Here is a 19,721-nt window from a genome sequence, read left to right as displayed (position 1 = left end):
CCCATGTCTTTTTGACCGAAAGCGATTATGTTTAAACAAGAAATCTCAGACCTTAATTTAAAACAACTGAAAGCAGGTGAAAAGCGTTGGATTGGTTCAATGCTAGGGTCGTCTGCTGCCTTATTATTTAAAGAGATTTCAGAAAAATCTGATCAGCTTTATGTTTTGGTCGCTCGTAATAATCAGCACTTAAACCAATTGGAAAGTGAATTAGAGTTTTACGGGCTTAAACCCACAGTTTTTCCAGATTGGGAAATCCTACCTTACGATCGTTTATCGCCACATCAAGATATTGTTTCAGAACGTCTTTCAATACTTGCCAATATGCCGAAGAAAGGGATTTTATTGGTTTCAGCAACGACATTGGTACAGCGTGTTGCGCCAACATCTTGGGTGTTGGGCGAACATTTTGATATTAAAGTCGGTCAGAAGTTTGATTTAGAACAGCAAAAATTAAAATTGATTCAAGCAGGCTATCATCTGGTCGATACTGTTTATGATCATGGTGAATTTGCAGTCCGTGGCAGCATCATGGATATTTATGCATCGGGGCAAAGCGCACCGATTCGTATAGACTTATTTGATGATGAAATTGATACATTAAAATTCTTCGATCCTGAAACACAAAGAACGACAACTAAATTAGAACGATTTACTGTATTACCTGCGAAAGAATTTCCACTCAAAGAAGCACGTTCAATATTCCGTGATCGCTATGCGGAAAGCTTTCCAACAGCAAATCCTAAGAAAAATCCTATTTACCAAGATGTGTTGGAAGGTATTGCATCACTGGGCTTAGATTTTTATTTTCCATTGTTCTTTAGCCAAGAAGCCATGAAAACGCAGAGTTTTCTGACATCGTACTTACCTAGCAATGCTATTGTCATTACAGATCATAATATTGATGAAGGTCTATTAAGTTTTTGGTCAGATGTGATGCGTCGTTACGAAGATCGTCGTCATAATGTTGATCAACCTTTACTTCCTCCAGAAGAAATTTTTATCCAACCCAATCAGTTGTTTGAAAATTTAAATAAATTTTCAAGAATTATTGCATCAGTAGACGCAATTGAATTGAAAGCAGGTTGTATCAATCTTTCTACTGAAATTCCGCCTCGACTTCCTGTAGATCCGAAACAAGAACAGCCATTTAAAGTTGTTAAAAATTATGTCGATGAAGCTAACCATCCTGTTTTACTGGTTGCAGAAAGTGCGGGTCGACGAGAAACATTAAAAGATGCGCTTCGACCTAGCCTTGGTGAAATTCCAGTTGTTGAAAATTTTGCAGCATTTCAACAGTCTAATTTCTCAGTTGCGATTACCAATGCGCCTTTAGACCGTGGTTTACTTATTACAGATAGCTTGTCTGTAATTTCAGAAAATCAACTCTACGAACATCGCGTCGTTCAGCGCCGTAAAAAACGCCAACAAGAAGTTTCAGAAGAGTTTTTGATTCGTAGTTTGACCGAATTAAATATAGGCGCGCCTGTCGTTCATATTGATCATGGTGTAGGTCGATATGCAGGTTTGGTTACACTAAATATTGATGAACAAGATTATGAGTTTCTGCAACTGAATTATGCAGACGACGCAAAAGTTTATGTTCCTGTTACCAATTTACATTTGATTAGTCGTTTTAGTGGAGGCGATCCTGATTTAGCACCATTACATAAATTAGGCACAGATGCATGGAATAAAGCCAAACGTAAAGCACTTGAACAAATTCATGATGTTGCAGCTGAGTTATTGCATATTCAAGCGCGTCGTCAGTCTAAGCCTGGGATTAGTTTTGAGTTAGAACAAAGTTCTTATATGCAATTTTCTAGTGGATTTGCTTATGAAGAAACGCTTGATCAAGCCAATGCGATTGAAGCAACTTTGTATGATATGCAACAAGCTAAACCGATGGATCGTTTGGTCTGTGGTGATGTAGGTTTTGGTAAAACTGAAGTGGCAATGCGTGCGGCATTTGTTGCCGTACAAAATAATAAGCAAGTTGCGGTTTTAGTGCCGACGACACTTTTAGCACAGCAGCATTATGAGTCGTTTAAAGACCGATTCGCCGATTGGCCAATTCGAGTGGAAGTCCTTTCACGATTTGGAACGAACAAAGCTCATACCAAAATTATTGAAGATTTGATTGATGGGAAAGTTGATATTGTCATCGGAACACACAAAATTCTTCAGGAAAATGTGCAATTTAAAAACTTAGGTTTAATGATTGTCGATGAAGAACATCGCTTTGGTGTGCGTGATAAAGAGCGAATAAAAGCTATGCGTGCCGATGTGGATATGTTGACACTCACTGCAACGCCAATTCCTCGTACTTTGAATATGGCATTCGGTGGTATGCGTGATTTATCCATCATTGCGACACCACCAGCGCGTCGTCTTGCGGTCAAAACATTTGTTAATGAACAAACTGATGCCACTATGAAAGAGGCGATTCTGCGTGAATTATTGCGTGGTGGGCAAGTTTATATTCTACATAATGAAGTAGATACAATCGAACGTGCTGCTGAAAATATTCGTAATTTAGTGCCAGAAGCGCGTGTCGCCGTGGCACATGGGCAAATGCGCGAACGTGAACTAGAACAAGTCATGCAACAGTTTTATCACAAAGAATATAACGTTTTAGTCTGTTCAACGATTATTGAAACAGGGATTGATGTACCAAATGCCAATACAATTATTATCGAACGTGCAGATAAACTTGGTTTAGCGCAATTACATCAGCTTCGTGGTCGTGTTGGACGTTCACATCACCAAGCCTATGCATACTTAATGGTTCCATCATTAAAAGGCTTAAAGGGTGATGCTGAAAAACGCCTGGATGCGATTCAACGAGCTTCAAATTTAGGGGCTGGCTTCATGTTAGCAACCGAAGATTTAGAAATTCGTGGTGCGGGCGAGTTATTAGGAGAACAACAAAGTGGCTCAATGAATACCATCGGTTATAGCCTTTATATGGAAATGTTAGCCAAAGCGACCAAAGTCATTCAGCAAGGTAAAACACCAAACTTTGACTCACCACTATCACTGACCTCTGAAATTACTTTGCACATGCCTGCATTGATTCCAGACGAATATCTGGGTGATGTACATCAGCGTCTGATGTTCTATAAACGAATCAGTAATACCGATACGCAAGAGAAGCTTGATCATATTCGTATGGAGTTGATTGATCGCTTTGGGGTACCGCCACAGCCTGTAAAACAGCTATTTAGCGTACATCAGATTCGTATCAAAGCTGAACAATTGGAAATTACTAAAATTGATATTGGTGCGAATGGTGGCGTAATTGAATTTTCACCAGATACACCAGTCCAAGCCATCAGTATCATTCAAATGATGCAAAAGCATCCGACTTGGTTCCGAATGGATGGCGGGCAACGACTTAAAGTCAGTGTTATGTTGGAGGAAAATGAAAAGCGGATTCAGTTTGTTCAAGATTTATTGAATAATCTTTTAGCAGAAATAAAACGATAAAATATCAATACTTTGCCTAATATGTGTTAGGCAAAGCATTTTTTGAAAAAAAGTAAAAATTTCTACAAAAGCACTTGATAAAATTCTCTGAATCTTTAAAGTGTAATTGTGATTCGGTTCAAAACAAACTTTATTTATTTGTACCAAAACACAAGATAACCAATATTCACATGAAAACCGATGTGTTAGTATTACCCATCCTTTTAATTTTGCGTCATTTATAAAGATATGTTTAGTTTGCATCCACAACTTGCTCAAGATACTTTTTTTGTAGGCGATTTTCCGCTTTCAACATGTCGTTTAATGAATGATATGCAATTCCCGTGGTTGATTTTGATTCCACGTGTACCTGGTATCACTGAGTTATATGAATTAAGTCAAGCTGATCAAGAGCAGTTTTTACGTGAATCGAGCTGGTTGTCTAGTCAACTTTCTCGTGTATTCCGTGCTGATAAAATGAATGTAGCTGCACTTGGTAATATGGTGCCACAATTACATTTTCACCATATTGTTCGTTATCAAAATGATGTTGCATGGCCAAAACCTGTATTTGGAACACCAGCGGTTCCATATACCAATGAAGTATTAGCTCACATGCGTCAGACCTTGATGCTAGCGTTACGTGGTCAGGGTGACATGCCATTTGATTGGCGTATGGATTAAATTCCAATACGACACATGGGAAGTGTTTAATAAATGACATTCGAGGTAAATCAGTTTGCCATTTGAACGTATGTTGGATAAAGAGCCAAAGCAATTTGAAATACTCCAGAGGATTATGGGGTATTTAATTATTGCTTTGATCGTTATTGTTTATTATTTCACTTCTCCTGTTGCTACATATCAAATTTATGTTCCTATTTTTATTGGTTTTATTTTTTTAATCAGTCCAAAGTTATCGCATTGGTTGGAGTATAAATACGGGGCAAAATTAAGGAAAAACGTTTATTTTCTTATTGATGTCATTGTGGTATCGATTGCTTTAGCTGCTGTACACCTTAGCCTAGTCGTTACTTTTATTATGTTGTTTGCGATTTTATATACTGCATTAAATAATAAAATTAGTTTCATGATGGGCTCATTGGCAGTGCTGATTGCCTTTGTTGTGTTTTATACCAATATTATTTTTATTTTTGGTTTTGAAGATTATTTTCAACAAACCAGTCCAGAACTTACTGTACTTTCCTTTGTTAGCATTATTCTGTTTATCAATATTGGAAATTATTACCAAAGTCGCCGTATTAAATCTGTTGAAAAACAAAAGAATACCTATTTCAATGAAATGAATCGCTATATTGAGTTGTCTAATCAGCTTAGTCGTTATGCGCCTTTACAGTTATGGCAAGCGATTATGCGCGGTGAAACTGAAGCAAAAATTGAATATAAGCGTAAAAAAATTACCGTTTTCTTTTCTGATATTCAAGGTTTTACAGAATTATCGGAAACCTTAATCCCAGACGATTTAGCATTTGTTTTGAATGATTATTTGAGTCATATGACTGAAATTGCCAAACAATATGGTGCGACTGTTGATAAGTTTATGGGTGATGCCATTCTTATTTTCTTCGGCGATCCTGATTCTCAAGGTGTTGAACAGGATGCTAAGAACTGTATCGATATGGCGATTGCGATGCGTCAACAGATGAAGTTTCTCCGTGAACGCTGGATCAAGATGGGCTATGCGCCTTTACATATTCGTATGGGGATTAGTACAGGCTATTGCCACGTTGGGAACTATGGTGCAGTACACCGTATGGCATATACCATCGTCGGGCGTGATGCAAATTTGGCTGCTCGTTTACAAAGTGCTGCGGAAATTGATGAAATTTTAGTATCTGATGAAACCTATAAATTGGTTAAAAATGATTATCTTTGTGCACCTAAATCTCCGATTGAACTCAAAGGGATTCAAGGTAAAGTCCGTACATGGCAAGTGATGGAAAAATATTCAGCATCTAAAAATGAAAATCAGCAATGGTTCGATTATGAATATAAAGGTTTCCATTTGGTGTTAAATTTGGAGGAAGTACAAAATTTTGAATATTCTGAACTTGTTGAAGTTTTGGAAAAAATGGTCGCTCGAATCAAAGTTCAGCAAAAATTAACCAATGCTCATGGTGTTGCAAGATTAAATGCTGAAGATGAAGTAAAGACGACGTATACCTCACATTAAATACCTTATTTAAAAAATAAATTTTCCAAAATTATTCGATTCATTTTATAAATCATCAAATATTTTACGAGCTAAAAAGTTGCAATAAAAAGCCACTGATTACAGTGGCTTTTGAATCTTAATTTGTTGGTCGCAAATTAATGATTTTCTGAAGCATGGTTAATGGTGTACTTCGGAATTTCAATTTCCATGTCTTCATCGGTAATTTTGACTTGGCATGAAAGGCGAGAATCAGGTTCTAAGCCCCAAGCACGGTCTAAAAGATCTGCTTCAACATCATCCATTTCTTCAAGTTCATCAAAACCTTTGCGCACAACAACATGACATGTTGTACATGCTTTTGACATGTCACAAGCATGCTCAATTTTGATGCCATTGTCCAAAAGACTTTGGCAAAGGTTTGCATTCGGTTCAACTTCAAACTCAGCACCATTTGGACAAATTGTTGCATGAGGTAGTACTTTAATACGTGGCATAGTCTTTACCTATAAATTAGTTTGAGTTTGACCAGTCATCGAGTTTAGTGCCTTTGAGCGCATGATCAATATGTTGATTCATACGTTCAGCAGCAAAAGCATCACTGTGAGTTTTAAGGTGCTCAACAGCATGTTCAATGGCTTTGATATCATCAGTTTCGAGTTGCGATTTAAGCTCTGCTGCTGCTTGATTAAGTCCAGTTAATTGTTCAGGACTGAGTAATCTAGCATCGACTTTCAGCGCTTGTTCGAGGGCTTCGAGTTCACGGCGAGCTTCAACTTTGGTTTCATTTAAATGACGAAGGTTTTTGTCTTCTTCAGCAAATTTATAACCATCAAGTAACAAACGTTCAGTGTCTTGTTCTGACAAGCCATAAGAGGGCTTAATGTCGATTTGCGCATGGACACCAGAAGTCGTTTCTTTGGCTGCAACAGTGAGGAGACCATCAGCATCGACTTGGAAAGTCACTTCAATACGTGCTTGACCCGCAGTCATTGGTGGAATACCACGCAGTACGAAACGACCTAAACTACGACAATGTTCAACTAAATCACGTTCGCCTTGGACTACATGGATCAGCATGGCAGTTTGACCATCTTGATAGGTGGTAAATTCTTGGCGACGTGCAACAGGAATTGCTGTGTTACGTGAGATTAAGCGTTCAACTAAGCCACCCATAGTTTCTAAGCCAAGAGATAGCGGGGTAACGTCTAAAAGCAGTGAACCGTCTTTAGAATTGCCAATCAGTTGATTCGCTGTAATCGAAGCACCAATTGCAACGACTTCATCTGGGTTAATGGTGCAGAGCGGTTCTTGATTAAATACGTCTTGAACTGCTTTTTGTACTGCATAAGAACGTGTTGAGCCACCGACTAAAACGACATTTTGAATATCATCAAGTTCAAGTTTTGCATCACGTAAAACACGTTTACAGACGCTAATTGTTTTGTCTAAAGCAACCTTGATAATGTCTTCAAATGTTGCACGATCTAAAGTTAAATGATGGGTTAATACTTTAATATCAACAGATTCTGCATCACTTAGTGCTTCTTTGGCTTTACGTGCTGAAACAATGAAATGTGCATATTCAGCATCATCTAAAGTTTCGATGTTGAGTTGTTTTTTTGCCCATTTAACAATCAAGCGATCTAAGTCATCACCACCCAGCGCGGTATGACCGCCAGTGGCTAAAACTTCAAACACACCTTGAGAAAAACGTAAAATTGAAACGTCGAAAGTACCACCACCTAAATCATAGATGACATAGTTGTGATCTGCACTTAGATTTGTATCTTGGTCTAAACCATAAGCAACAGCAGCAGCAGTGGGTTCATTTAAGAGTCTTAAAACATTTAAACCTGCAAGTTCAGCTGCATCACGCGTTGCTTGACGTTGTGCTTCATCGAAATAAGCAGGAACGGTAATTACCGCACCATTAACAGGATTATTTAAGCTTTGTTCAGCACGATCTTTGAGTTGTTTTAAGATTTCTGCTGAAATTTCGACTGGCGTTTTACGCCCTTGATTGGTTTCAAATGCAGGCATTTCATTATCCGCACCGACTAAGGTATAAGGATGTTGAAATTTAATATCTGCCTTTGAGCGTCCCATAAAACGCTTAACCGAAACAATGGTGTTTTTAGGATCAGTGGTGATAAAAGGCTTGGCAGCATCACCATATTCTGTTGAATTTTTAGAATAATGTGCAATCGAAGGAAGTAACACGCGACCTTGTTCATCATTCAGCACTTTGGCTTTACCTGACAATACTGTAGCGACAAGCGAATGCGTTGTACCTAAATCTATACCAATGGCAATACGGTGTTCATGTGGCGCACTTGATTGTCCTGGTTCAGCAATTTGCAAGAGTGCCATGTGTTACATCCTTAAAATAAAATCTAAAAGCAAAAACATATTTCTATTGAACAATAATAATTTTTAAAGAATTAATTAAAAATCATCATCTAAGCTAAAATCTTCATCATCTAAAAGCTGATCTTCTGCTTTATCGATGTCATTCATGACTTTTTGGAAAAAGCGTAATTTACGCACCGTATCTCGTGCTTCAGCCCAATCTTCGTCATCAAAATCAATTTTGAATTCACGTACAAGACCATCAATCCATTGTTGAACTTCTTTTTTAAGTGAATGCAATTGATCAGTATTTGTCGCTTCATCCAATTGTTCACGGATTTCTAGCGCAGATTGTAAAAACTCAAAATCACTGATGGATTGGTCGAGATGGTGATCTTGCTTTTTAAGAGAGAGTAAATAAGCAGCACGACTATCAACATTCGACAAAGCTTTATAAGCTTGATTAATCTCGCTCGACTTAATCAAGGCTTGGTCTTTATCATCCGCTTTATCGGGATGATACTGTTGTTGTAGTGTTAGAAAATTAGCTTTTAAAGTTGCTAAATCAATATCGAGTGCTTCAGGGAGATCGAATAACTCAAAATGATTCATCGGCATTCATCCACGTTGATGGTTTATCGCAAATTTAAAATGACAAAACAATATGTTCTTGATGTTATCGTCATAAATTAAATTTGCATGAAACAAATATGAATAAAACAGTGCAAAACACTGTTTTATTGTCAAAAAGTGCAGGGCGTATTATACATAAAAAATAATACAACCAAGGTTAAACAGTGAAAGATTCACCGCAACCACATTCACCTTTTTTATTTGGGTTATTAAACTCGAAGCCTTCATTGAGACCATTTTTCACATAGTCCATTTCCATGCCATCGAGATAAACCAAACTTTTTGGATCTACAAAAACTTTAACGCCAAACTGTTCAAACATTTGGTCATGTGCATCGATATCATCGACGAACTCAAGTACATAAGCCAAGCCAGAACAGCCTGAAGTTTTCACACCAAGACGAATACCTTCACCCTTACCGCGATTCTTTAAGTAATTGCTGATATGAGTTGCAGCAGTTTCAGTTAGATTGATCATGAAAACTCCGATAAAAAATTATCTGTAAAAGGGTTCAACAGATATTAGGCTTTAGTTTTCTTGCTACGATAATCTTCAACAGCAGCTTTGATTGCGTCTTCTGCAAGTACAGAACAGTGTACTTTAACAGGTGGAAGCGCAAGTTCAGTTGCGATGTCGATATTTTTGATCGCTTGAGCTTCGTCTAAAGTTTTACCTTTTAACCATTCTGTTACCAATGAACTTGAAGCAATTGCAGAGCCACAGCCATAAGTTTTGAAGCGTGCTTCTTCAATTACACCGTTGTCATCGACTTGAATTTGTAAACGCATAACATCGCCACAAGCTGGTGCACCGACCATACCTGTACCAACGTTTTCTGCATTTTTATCCAAAACACCAACATTACGAGGATTTTCGTAATGATCAATTACTTTTTCACTATAAGCCATGATGCTTCTCCAAACCTCGGGGTCAGCGTTGATAATATTGTATTGCTACAGTCTAATATGGTGGCATTTTACTGATTTTCAATAAAATGCCGTGTTTGAATTTTATTTAAATCCGGAAACTTAATGTTCAGCCCATTCTACTGAATTTAAGTCGATACCTTCTTTGTACATGTCCCAAAGTGGAGAAAGTTCACGTAACTTTTCTACCGCAGCTTTGGTAATTTCGATCACGTGGTCAATGTCTTCTTCAGTGGTGTAATGACCGAAACTGAAACGGATAGAACTATGTGCTAACTCATCAGAAAGACCTAATGCACGAAGTACATAAGAAGGTTCTAATGTTGCAGAAGTACATGCTGAACCAGATGATACCGCAGCATCTTTCAATGCCATCATCAATGATTCACCTTCAACAAAGTTGAAGCTTACGTTTAGGTAGTTGGCAACATTGTAAACAGGGTGACCATTTAAGAACACTTGTTCTAAATCTTGTAAGCCATTCCAAAGTTTGTCACGAAGTACACGTAAACGTGCTTGTTCAGCTTGTAAAGATTTACCTGCAAGTTCAAATGCTTCACCCATACCAACAATTTGGTGAGTCGCAAGTGTACCCGAGCGCATACCACGTTCATGGCCACCACCATGCATTTGTGCTTTGATACGCACACGTGGTTGACGACGAACATAAAGTGCGCCGATGCCTTTAGGACCATAGACTTTATGACCAGAGAAGCTCATCAAATCTACTTTCATTGTAGAAAGGTCGATTTCAACTTTACCTGCAGCTTGTGCAGCATCTACGTGGAAATATGTTTTATTGGCGCGAGTAAGTTCGCCAATCGCAGCAACATCAGTGACTGTACCGATTTCGTTGTTCACCATCATCAGTGAAACAAGAATCGTATCTGGGCGAAGGGTAGCTTGAACCATTTCAGGCGTAATCAAACCTGTTTTAGGTTCAGGTTCAAGATAAGTGATCTCAAAACCTTCTTCTTCTAATTCACGACACGTATCTAAAATTGCTTTATGTTCAATTTTACTTGTGATGATGTGTTTGCCTTTAGATGCATAGAATTGAGCAATACCTTTAAGTGCAAGGTTGTCAGATTCAGTTGCACCAGAAGTCCATACGATTTCGCGTGGATCAGCTTTAATTAAATTAGCGACTTGTTCACGTGCATATTCAACTTTTTCTTCAGCTTGCCATCCATAAGCATGTGAGCGAGAAGCAGCATTACCGAATGTACCATCAAAGGTTAAACACTCCATCATGCGTTCTGCTACTTGAGGATCAACAGGCGTAGTTGCTGCATAGTCAAGATAAATCGGACGTTTCATGTCAAATACCTGTAACCGATAAAAGGGCTGAATCAAGTGGAGCTGAATTTTGGCGAACAGCAACGGTTTGCACGTTGTCACGAGCTACAAGGTCAGCAAGTGTGATTTTAGCTAAATAATCGGCAATATGGAGGGAGAGTTCTTGCCATAAATCGTGAGTCAAACACATTGCACCATTTTGGCAGTTACCTTTATGGTCACAACGTGTAGCATCTACAGTTTCATTTACAGCTTCAATAATTTCTAAGACAGTAATTTCTTCAGCATGACGCGCTAAATGATAGCCACCATTTGCGCCACGAACACTTGAAACTAAACCATGACGCTTTAATTTTGCGAATAATTGTTCAAGATAAGCAACGGAAATTGTTTGGCGAGCTGCAATTTCTGCAAGCGTAATCGTTTGTTCAGCTGGCTGCAATGCTAAGTCGAGTAGTGCAGTCACTGCGTAGCGACCGCGAGTAGTTAGGCGCATGATTCGATACACATGTTTTAGATTAGATGTATGAATTTTATGAATTCTGACTAAATTAGTCAAGTATTTTTGAATTTAATTCTGACTAAATTAGTCAGAATTTGTTTCTAGAATAATAATTATATGAATAATGAAGTATTTATTTCGGTTTTAAATAAATATTTGCCACAAATTATACACGACTAATGCTACAAATAGGAAGCCCAATACGCCTAAAGCAGTATAGAGACGTTGCTGATGCTGTTGCATGCGTTTTACGCGATTTTGATATTGCTTCACTTCGACTTGTAAACTATTGATTTTTGATCGTTGTACGTCAATTTTTTCAAGTAAAGGGGCGATGCGTTTTTTAGATGCTTTAGTCTGATTATCATCATCGGGATTGGTAAGCCATTGCTTCCAATCAGAGAGAAGTTTAGGTGCAGTTAAATGGATGATAAGGTCACGAAACTGTTCTTTAACAACATCATTGCCTTCAAGACGCATCTTTTTCATACTGCGACGATTGGCAAATACGAAAATTTGAACTAGATCTAATAATGTACTTCCAACAGTAAGATCAACTTCTTTTTCTGGTGCTTGAAGATCAAATAGGATTCCACGATCAGTAAATTGTACATAGAAGTCAAAATACGGGATATAACTATTTATTTTAATCGTAATTTGTTGAGCTACAAACTTTTTGGCTTGCAAACGAACAACGCGGTCATGCTTAAGTATAAATGAATAAATTGTCTCCAAGATAATCATGACTATGTTGAGCAACAAACGAGTTTGACCTTGTTTTTGTTGCGATTCGCTCATAAAAAATTCCTGTACAAAATTTGAGAATCCAATCTCAATGCAATAAGTGTGAATTAAATCACAAAATTAGCATAAAAATCCATAAATCAAACAGAGGTGTGTAAATACACCAAATTAAAATTGAGAAATATGCTTTAACAATTAATAATTACTTTGCTTTGTAGAACAGTTTAGCAAAAGGTTCAATAGTTTTATTTGATATTATAGATATATTTTCTACATAATTTGGTCATAAAAGGCCATTTGAGACTGAAGTTCGGGAGTTGGGTGAGTTATGAAAAAGAATAGTCTGGAACAACAGGATAGTGTTGAAGTGGATCAAGAATTAAAAAATGAGTCAGGGACACTTGAGAATAAATCGCGTGCGCAGCGCAAGTCAGCATTGGATTTTAGAAAATATACCAAACAAATCTGGCTTGCAGGTTTAGGCGCATTTTCAAGAGCAGAAGAAGAGGGAAATAAACTTTTTGACTCCTTGGTTAAGGTGGGCGAAGAGTTAGAGTCAAAAACTGTTGAGGTGACGGATCAAACAGTGACTAAGGTGACAGAGAAAACCAAAGAATCTGTGACTGAAACAAAAGATAAAGTTGAAAAGTTAATTGATCAGAGTGTAAATCATTCATTAAACCGTATTGGTTTAGTCACAGCAAAAGATTTACAGCATCTTGAAAGCCTTATTTTACAGTTACACAATAAGGTAGATGCACTTGCTGAAGAGAATCAGAACTTACGTGAGCAATTGTTAAAAAAATAGATCGAATGAATGCAAAACCTAAAAAAAACGTATTTTTTAGTCGTTTTTTTAAAGAAAAGCGTGTTTGAAGTCTTGCGTTTCCCCCCAAAGCATTGCTATAAAGTCGTCATGGCCTTTGATCTACAGCCTTGGAACTTAAACAAACGATATAAGAGGACGTAATCTTCATGAATAAATCAGAATTAATCGATGCGATTGCAGAAAAAGGGGGATTGTCAAAATCTGATGCTGGTAAAGCTTTAGATGCGACTATTGCTTCAATTGGTGAAGCACTTAAAAAAGGTGATACGGTTACTTTAGTTGGCTTTGGTACTTTTAGTGTTAAAGATCGTGCAGCACGTACAGGTCGTAACCCTAAAACTGGTGAAGAACTTCAAATTAAAGCAAGTAAAGTTCCTAGCTTTAAAGCTGGTAAAGGTTTGAAAGACTCAGTTGCATAATCTGAGCTGAATAAATTGCGCGCCCAAGTGGCGCGTTTTTTATAAAAATAAATTAAAAAAATGAGTTAGACGTTAAATTTTATCAAATAAATCAATTTATCATTGATTGCTCATTCATTCACATCTCAATTTCAGTTAGAATCCTTACGAAATAAAATATTGGAATACTCATGGAATCGTTTCGCACTCTCATAAGGGGCTGGTTTGGTAAAGTTCTCCTTGTGTTATTTTTAGCGCCATTTGCTGTAGTTGGTATTGAAGGTTACTTCAGTGGTGGGCAAAAAGAAGACGTAGCTAAAACTGTTAATGGTCAAGATATTTCGAAAAAAGATTTAGAAGCGCAGACAAAAGCTTATAAAGATCAGTTGCTACAAAGTGTGAATGGTGATGAATCTTTATTGAATCAATCTTTTATTCAAAATGCTGTGCTTGATAATTTAGTTGCTCGTGCACTTTTAATCCAGCAAGCGGATAAACTGGGTATTTCACTGAGTGATGCACAAATTGAACAAATGATCGCGCAACAACCAAGCTTGCAAGAAAATGGTCAATTTTCTCAAGCTTTATATGCGAACTATTTGCGTTCACAAGGGATGACCAGTCAAAGTTTGATTGCGAACTTACGTCAAGATCATGCGTTAAAGATGTTGATGAGTACATTTACTGATTATGCATTGGTCAGTAAAACTGATATTCAACAAATTGCGAATTTGCAGTCTGAACAACGTGAACTATTTTTGTCGAGTGTAAAACTGGATGACTATAAAGCAAATGTAAAAGTCAGCAATCAGGAAATTGCGGACTATTATAATAAGCATCAAAATAAGTTTAAGCAGGTTGCTTCAGTTGATGTAGATTATGTGGTTTTAAGCCCTACAACATTGACACAGCCAAATGCTGCTGCAACTGATGCAGAATTGAAACAAGCTTATGATCAATTTGTAGAAAAGCAAAATCAGGATGCGAAGCGTGAAGTGAAGCATATTATGATTACGACGGATACTCGTAGTCCTGAGCAAGCAGCTACACTTGCAAATGAAGTCTATGCAAAAATTCAAGCAGGTACTTCTTTTGCTCAAGCTGCGGCACAATATTCTGAAGACCCAGATTCAAAAACCAAAGGTGGTGCACTTGCTGCTTATGCACCTGGTGTATTTGGTGCGGACTTTGATAAAGCAGTGACTTCTACGCCAAATGGTCAAGTTTCTAAACCAGTTAAAACTCAGTTTGGTTATCATTTGATTGAAGTACATACTGCATCAGCAGATGTCCCTTCATTTGAAGCGAAAAAAGCAGAATTAACTGCGGAAGTATTGAAGAATAAATCAGCAAATTATTTCTCAGATACTGTAAACAGTTTGAATGAACAAGTGGTGAGTAGTGATGCTTTAGATGTCGTATCTGAAGCGGTTAAAACTGTTCAAGTTCAATCAGCCAACGGTGTTACTTTAGCAACTACGAATGCTGTTTTAGCTGATCCAGCGGTAAAATCTAAACTGTTCAGTGAAGATGTGAAGAATGGCAATACTACAGCTTCAAGTAGTATCCAAACTGCCAATGGTGATACGGTTTGGATTAAAGCACGTAAATACCATGCTGCTGGTGCATTGCCTTTAGCTCAAGCAACGCCACGTGTTAAAGCACTGCTGATTGAGCAAAAAGCATTTGATGCTGCACATGCTAAATTAAATGCGATGATTGCAGATTTTAAAAAGCTTCCTGCACAACAAGTAACGACAAAGTATCAATACAATTTTGTACATGCTGGTATTTTTACCCGTTCACAAGGTTTGAAACGTGAAATTGAACGTGCTGCATTTAGCCAACCCGCACCTAAAGCTGGTATGTGGTCTGTAACTACAGCAAAACTACCAAATGAATTGGTTGTTGTGGCGGTTTCGAATGTAAAACACACTGCAATTGATCAAATGAATCCTGCAGAAGTGCAGCAATTAACTCAAATGTATCAAAAGTTCCGTGGTGAGCAATTGTTAGATGATTACTCTCGTTACTTAAAGAATCATGCAAAAATTAAATAATATTTGAACAATAAAAAAAGCGCTTCGGCGCTTTTTTTAGGTCTGTGGTTATTGTATTCATTAACTTTCAGTGATTGATGCTGTTGATTATATATTTATTGAAAATAGCCTAAGCATTCCATAATTAACTTAACGACTTAAAAAATTATCTAAAACGATTATTTTTGATTACGATATTGACTTGGACTAAGTTCAAATTGCTTTTTAAAAGCTTGGCTAAATGCAGTTTCAGAAGAATATCCAACTTGATGTGCGATTTGTTGAATAGAGAGTTGTCCTTGTTTCAATAATTGGCTCGCTAAACGTAAACGATGTTGTTGCAGATATGCCAAAGGTGTTTCGCCAATAATTTGATTAAATAAATTGGCAAACTTAGATCTCGACATACAACAGGTTTCTGCCAAACTTTCAACTGTCCAGTTATGTTCGGGACGACTGTGAATGGCAGCTAAAGCATTAGACAACTCAGGATGAATCAAGGCATTGAGCCAATTATTTTGATGCTGCATTTGTTCAATATAATCACGCACACATTCGATCATCAGGATGCTAACGACATGATCCATAATTTTATTTTTTCCAGCCATGCTACGGCGTGTTTCAGCAGAAACAAAATATAAGCCGATTCTGAGCCATTCAGGTGCATCATCACTCAAGGCATTTTGAAGATGTAAATATGGTGGGAGTGCATTAATCAACGGGCGAGCCATAATGGCATTCATTTGGCAACGAACCGATAAAATTAAAGTTTTTTGATTGTCTCCATTCAAACGACTGTGACCAAATTCAATCGCATCTTGACGAAGCCCATCAAATAACGGGGCAATATTTAAACTTTCAACCAGTTGTGTATTTGGATGATTTTTTACACTATGCGCGATCCCAGCAGGAATTAAAAACATATCGCCAGTATGCAGTTCAACCCGCATTTGAGGTGTGATTTCTAAATAAGCATCACCATACAACACTATGTGTGCGATCACAGAATCCTGTGCAGGGCTTTGAAATGACCAATCACCTTGCGCTTGCAAATAAATATATTCTGAATGGTTGAGATGAATATCATCAAAAATTTTGCTGAGAGCATCCATAGGCTGATCAAAAAATTCCAAGTTTTAAATATTAAAAATAATTCACTGCATTAAAACATGTGCGCACAGGACAATCTCTAGGTTGAACGTGCCAAAGACTTTTTCATAGGTTTTTTGGACGCTTACAACTGTTTTTAGCACTGTATTTATTGAAATATATAGTGAATGAGAAAGATAGGGAAGATATAGTAATGAATGCTCCAGTCCAATTAACAGAACAACAACTGCAAGAGCTTCAACCAAAATCAGGTTTAGCACTCGATAAAAAACGTTATTTGTGGATGATTAGCCCTGCATTACCTGTGATTGGTATTGGGATTTTGGCGGGTTATCAATTTTCACCAAAACCATTAAAAAAAGTTTTTGCTTTAGGTGGGCCATTGGTTCTGCATGTGATTATCCCAACCATTGATAGTATTGTGGGTAAAGACAAAAATAATCCAACTGCGGAAGATGTGAAACTGCTTGAACAAGATCCGTATTATTCACGTTTAGTCAAAACATTTATTCCACTACAATACATTGCTAATGTTTATGCATGCTACTTAACCAGTCGTAAAACAACGTCATTACTGGATAAGGTTTTATTGGGTATTTCAATGGGCGCAATCAACGGGATTGCGATCAATACCGCCCATGAATTGAGTCATAAGTCGGCACGTATAGATCATATACTTTCGCATTTGGCATTGGTTCCATCAGGTTATAACCATTTCCGTATTGAACATCCTTATGGGCACCACAAACGTGCTGCGACACCAGAAGATCCAGCTTCATCACAAATGGGTGAAACTTTTTATGAGTTTTTACCACGTACCGTGATTGGCTCATTTAAATCAGCCATTGAAATTGAGCGTAATCGTTTAAAACGTAAGGGTTTAGGTTTTTGGACGAAGGAAAATGAACTGTTACAAGGCTGGGCAATGACAGGTACATTCCATTCGACAATGGTGGGTTTGTTTGGCAAAGGGATTCTTCCTTATTTAGTCACGCAATCGGCTTATAGTATTGGTTTATTTGAAATTATTAACTATATCGAACACTATGGTTTGTTACGCCAAAAAGATGAAAATGGCAAATATGAACGCACCATGCCAGAACATAGTTGGAATAATAACAATATTGTGACCAATTTATTCTTATATCAATTACAACGTCATTCCGATCATCATGCCTATCCGACACGTCCGTTCCAAGCATTGCGTCATTTTGATGAGGCGCCTGATTTGCCAAGTGGTTATGCGAGCATGCTATTGCCAGCCATGATTCCTGAATGGTGGTTTAAAATCATGGATAAACGTGTTTTTGAGCATTATAAAGGTGATTTGAATAAGGCCAATATTTATCCAAAACGCCGAGCAAGTTTGTTTAAGAAGTTTGGTGTGATTGATAAACTACTTAATAAATAGATTGTGAATTTTGTATGAAAGCCCTTTGAGGAGGGCTTTTTTACACCTTAATGTAAATTTAAGAGCATATCAAACCTCTTTCGTAAGTCATAAAATGTTCAAGTTTTAGATTCAAGACATATTCAAATGGATATCGGGAGTTCCTTCTCTTGCGCCATATATGGCTCAGGGAGAAGGCTAGGAAGAGGGCTTTTAAATAAAAAACCTCACCCTCTTGCGGAACGATGTTTCTCCTTTTGAAAGGAGGGGGAATATTCACTATGTATTCAGATATTGCCGAAACAAACTTTCGCAAAAAGTCTATTGTATGATTCAATCGAGACTGAATGATATTCAAATACAAAGATTAGATGTTTAATTGTAAGATTTATACTATATTTATAAGCTTGAATTTATTTTAATAAAATTTAAATTTTTAGTCGGATGAATGTATGAAGTGGGAAGAAATAGGCAAACAACCGTGTTCAATTGCGCGAACATTATCTGTTCTAGGCGATCGTTGGACGATGCTTATTCTACGCAATTCATTTATGGGAATCCGTCGTTTTGACGATTTTCAAGAGAATTTAGGCGTTACTCGGCATGTTTTGTCTGAGCGTTTAAAACGTTTGGTTGAACAAGAAATTTTGGTAAAAGTTCCTTATATTGACCGCCAAGAACGTTTTGAATATCGCTTAACTGAAAAAGGATTAGATCTATATCCTATCCTATTGACCATGACCACTTGGGCAGATAAATGGATGGATGAAGGTTTAGGTGCGCCCGTAGTTTATGAACATAAAAGTTGTGGGCATCAGTTTACACCGACACTGATATGTTCAGAGTGCAAAGAAGTGATTAGCGCACGACAAGTGAAACCGATGATGACAACTGCTTTTTATCAGTATTTAGAAAAGAATAAATTAGCTTGATTAACATTTATTGATGTTATCGCTGATATTTTTCGATATTTAGTTTGTTTGAATAATTGTTAAAAAATGTGATAAAGCTTTTCATTATTTTTTCTTAATATAGAATTAATAAAAAATACATAATATTAAAAAATATATGGAAATAATTTCTAAAATATTGGATCAGCTTGGACTCACCGCCCAAAAACGTGCCATTCATATCCAATTTACAAATACAGATTTAAACCAACACGTCTACTTACAACGTATTGATGGACAACATGCGTTGAACCAAGGCGTGTCTGCTGAATTGATTTGCCTTTCAACATCAGCCACCATTCCATTAAAACAATTCATTGGTACACAAGTTGCCATCGACCAAGTGACTGATGCAGGACAACTGTTCCGTACTACAGGGATCATCACCGAAGCTGCCCAAGGACAAAGTGACGGTTCACTGACGATTTACAAACTCAAATTACAAGATGCAACTTCACTGTGGCACAAACGCCGAAACAGCCGTGTATTCATGAACAAATCGGCAGTTGAAGTCATCGAAACCATCTTTAAAGAATGGCAAGACAAAAGCCCTTTATTCGCTTCAAGCTTAACTTTAGATAAAAGCGGACTCAAACAAGACTATGACATTCGTCCATTCATCATGCAAAGTAACGAAAGTGATTACGACTTTCTGACTCGTTTGATGCGAAGTGAAGGCATTAACTGGCTGATTGATGAAGCACAACTACAAGTACCAAACTCAGCAACACAAATCCAAGCACAGAAACTTCGGTTAATTGATGACAATAGCCAATACAAAGCACTAGATCGCAGAAATATTCGTTACCACCGTAGCAGTGCCACAGAAAAACAAGACAGCATCACCAGCTTTATCGGACAACGTAGCCTACAACCGACAGCCGTTCATGTACAACGCTGGCAAGCC

Annotated in this window: 18 protein-coding genes; 9 read left to right on the top strand and 9 right to left on the bottom strand. The window is 37.4% G+C overall.

Annotated features, from left to right (window positions below; translation table 11 throughout):
• Positions 1 to 27: 27 nt before the first annotated feature.
• From mfd to EXE10_RS08505, 3 genes are all read left to right on the top strand, one after another.
• On the top strand, positions 28 to 3,489 hold the full coding sequence (mfd, locus tag EXE10_RS08515; protein ID WP_130113069.1) for a transcription-repair coupling factor: 3,462 nt from the start codon (positions 28 to 30) through the stop codon (positions 3,487 to 3,489).
• Between the two features lie 228 nt (positions 3,490 to 3,717).
• On the top strand, positions 3,718 to 4,152 hold the full coding sequence (locus EXE10_RS08510; RefSeq protein WP_087551830.1) for an HIT domain-containing protein: 435 nt from the start codon (positions 3,718 to 3,720) through the stop codon (positions 4,150 to 4,152).
• Positions 4,153 to 4,207: 55 nt separating this feature from the next.
• A complete protein-coding gene (locus tag EXE10_RS08505) occupies positions 4,208 to 5,662 on the top strand; it encodes an adenylate/guanylate cyclase domain-containing protein (RefSeq protein WP_130113068.1) in 1,455 nt (484 codons plus the stop codon).
• Between the two features lie 137 nt (positions 5,663 to 5,799).
• On the opposite strand, the gene fdx is transcribed toward EXE10_RS08505, so the two are convergent.
• The 8 genes from fdx to EXE10_RS08465 all read right to left on the bottom strand — a co-directional run bounded on the left by fdx (position 5,800) and on the right by EXE10_RS08465 (position 12,152).
• Positions 5,800 to 6,138, bottom strand: a complete 339-nt coding sequence (gene fdx / locus EXE10_RS08500; protein ID WP_087551831.1) for an ISC system 2Fe-2S type ferredoxin — start codon at positions 6,136 to 6,138, stop codon at positions 5,800 to 5,802.
• 16 nt (positions 6,139 to 6,154) lie between these two features.
• Positions 6,155 to 8,014 (bottom strand): Fe-S protein assembly chaperone HscA, encoded by a 1,860-nt coding sequence (gene hscA, locus EXE10_RS08495; protein ID WP_130113067.1) that lies wholly within the window; start codon positions 8,012 to 8,014, stop codon positions 6,155 to 6,157.
• Between the two features lie 75 nt (positions 8,015 to 8,089).
• Positions 8,090 to 8,605, bottom strand: coding sequence for a Fe-S protein assembly co-chaperone HscB (hscB, locus tag EXE10_RS08490; protein WP_130113066.1), 516 nt, complete (start codon positions 8,603 to 8,605; stop codon positions 8,090 to 8,092).
• 178 nt (positions 8,606 to 8,783) lie between these two features.
• Positions 8,784 to 9,104 (bottom strand): iron-sulfur cluster assembly protein IscA, encoded by a 321-nt coding sequence (gene iscA / locus EXE10_RS08485; protein ID WP_068974718.1) that lies wholly within the window; start codon positions 9,102 to 9,104, stop codon positions 8,784 to 8,786.
• 44 nt (positions 9,105 to 9,148) lie between these two features.
• Positions 9,149 to 9,535: a Fe-S cluster assembly scaffold IscU gene (gene iscU / locus EXE10_RS08480; protein ID WP_005010233.1), complete on the bottom strand. Its 387-nt coding sequence runs from the start codon at positions 9,533 to 9,535 to the stop codon at positions 9,149 to 9,151.
• A gap of 120 nt (positions 9,536 to 9,655) precedes the next feature.
• A complete protein-coding gene (locus tag EXE10_RS08475) occupies positions 9,656 to 10,873 on the bottom strand; it encodes an IscS subfamily cysteine desulfurase (RefSeq protein WP_130113065.1) in 1,218 nt (405 codons plus the stop codon).
• A 1-nt stretch (position 10,874) separates the two neighbouring features.
• On the bottom strand, positions 10,875 to 11,348 hold the full coding sequence (locus EXE10_RS08470; protein ID WP_068974720.1) for an Rrf2 family transcriptional regulator: 474 nt from the start codon (positions 11,346 to 11,348) through the stop codon (positions 10,875 to 10,877).
• A 150-nt stretch (positions 11,349 to 11,498) separates the two neighbouring features.
• The gene (locus tag EXE10_RS08465) at positions 11,499 to 12,152 is read right to left on the bottom strand and encodes a hypothetical protein (protein ID WP_130113064.1); all 654 of its coding nucleotides are present in this window, start codon (positions 12,150 to 12,152) and stop codon (positions 11,499 to 11,501) included.
• 274 nt (positions 12,153 to 12,426) lie between these two features.
• Between EXE10_RS08465 and EXE10_RS08460 the strand changes: the two genes are divergently transcribed.
• The 3 genes from EXE10_RS08460 (at position 12,427) to EXE10_RS08450 (ending at position 15,385) form a co-directional block, all read left to right on the top strand.
• On the top strand, positions 12,427 to 12,906 hold the full coding sequence (locus tag EXE10_RS08460; RefSeq protein WP_227542670.1) for a phasin family protein: 480 nt from the start codon (positions 12,427 to 12,429) through the stop codon (positions 12,904 to 12,906).
• Positions 12,907 to 13,073: 167 nt separating this feature from the next.
• Positions 13,074 to 13,346 carry an HU family DNA-binding protein gene (locus tag EXE10_RS08455; RefSeq protein ID WP_004720620.1) on the top strand — a complete coding sequence of 91 codons (273 nt, stop codon included), beginning with the start codon at positions 13,074 to 13,076 and terminating at the stop codon, positions 13,344 to 13,346.
• A 170-nt stretch (positions 13,347 to 13,516) separates the two neighbouring features.
• The gene (locus EXE10_RS08450; RefSeq protein WP_130113063.1) at positions 13,517 to 15,385 is read left to right on the top strand and encodes a SurA N-terminal domain-containing protein; all 1,869 of its coding nucleotides are present in this window, start codon (positions 13,517 to 13,519) and stop codon (positions 15,383 to 15,385) included.
• Between the two features lie 158 nt (positions 15,386 to 15,543).
• Here the strand turns inward: EXE10_RS08450 and EXE10_RS08445 are convergent, their stop codons facing one another.
• A complete protein-coding gene (locus EXE10_RS08445) occupies positions 15,544 to 16,476 on the bottom strand; it encodes an AraC family transcriptional regulator (protein WP_130113062.1) in 933 nt (310 codons plus the stop codon).
• 191 nt (positions 16,477 to 16,667) lie between these two features.
• Between EXE10_RS08445 and EXE10_RS08440 the strand changes: the two genes are divergently transcribed.
• From EXE10_RS08440 to EXE10_RS08430, 3 genes are all read left to right on the top strand, one after another.
• Complete coding sequence (locus tag EXE10_RS08440; protein WP_130113061.1) at positions 16,668 to 17,885, top strand: alkane 1-monooxygenase; 1,218 nt, start codon at positions 16,668 to 16,670, stop codon at positions 17,883 to 17,885.
• Positions 17,886 to 18,316: 431 nt separating this feature from the next.
• Positions 18,317 to 18,796, top strand: a complete 480-nt coding sequence (locus EXE10_RS08435) for a winged helix-turn-helix transcriptional regulator (RefSeq protein WP_130113060.1) — start codon at positions 18,317 to 18,319, stop codon at positions 18,794 to 18,796.
• A gap of 136 nt (positions 18,797 to 18,932) precedes the next feature.
• On the top strand, positions 18,933 to 19,721 hold a 789-nt coding region (locus tag EXE10_RS08430; RefSeq protein ID WP_213073848.1), incomplete at its 3' end, for a phage late control D family protein.

This window comes from Acinetobacter sp. WCHAc060033, assembly GCF_004209125.1.
Classification (GTDB): domain Bacteria; phylum Pseudomonadota; class Gammaproteobacteria; order Pseudomonadales; family Moraxellaceae; genus Acinetobacter; species Acinetobacter wuhouensis.
This window is presented reverse-complemented; position numbering and strand designations above follow the sequence as displayed.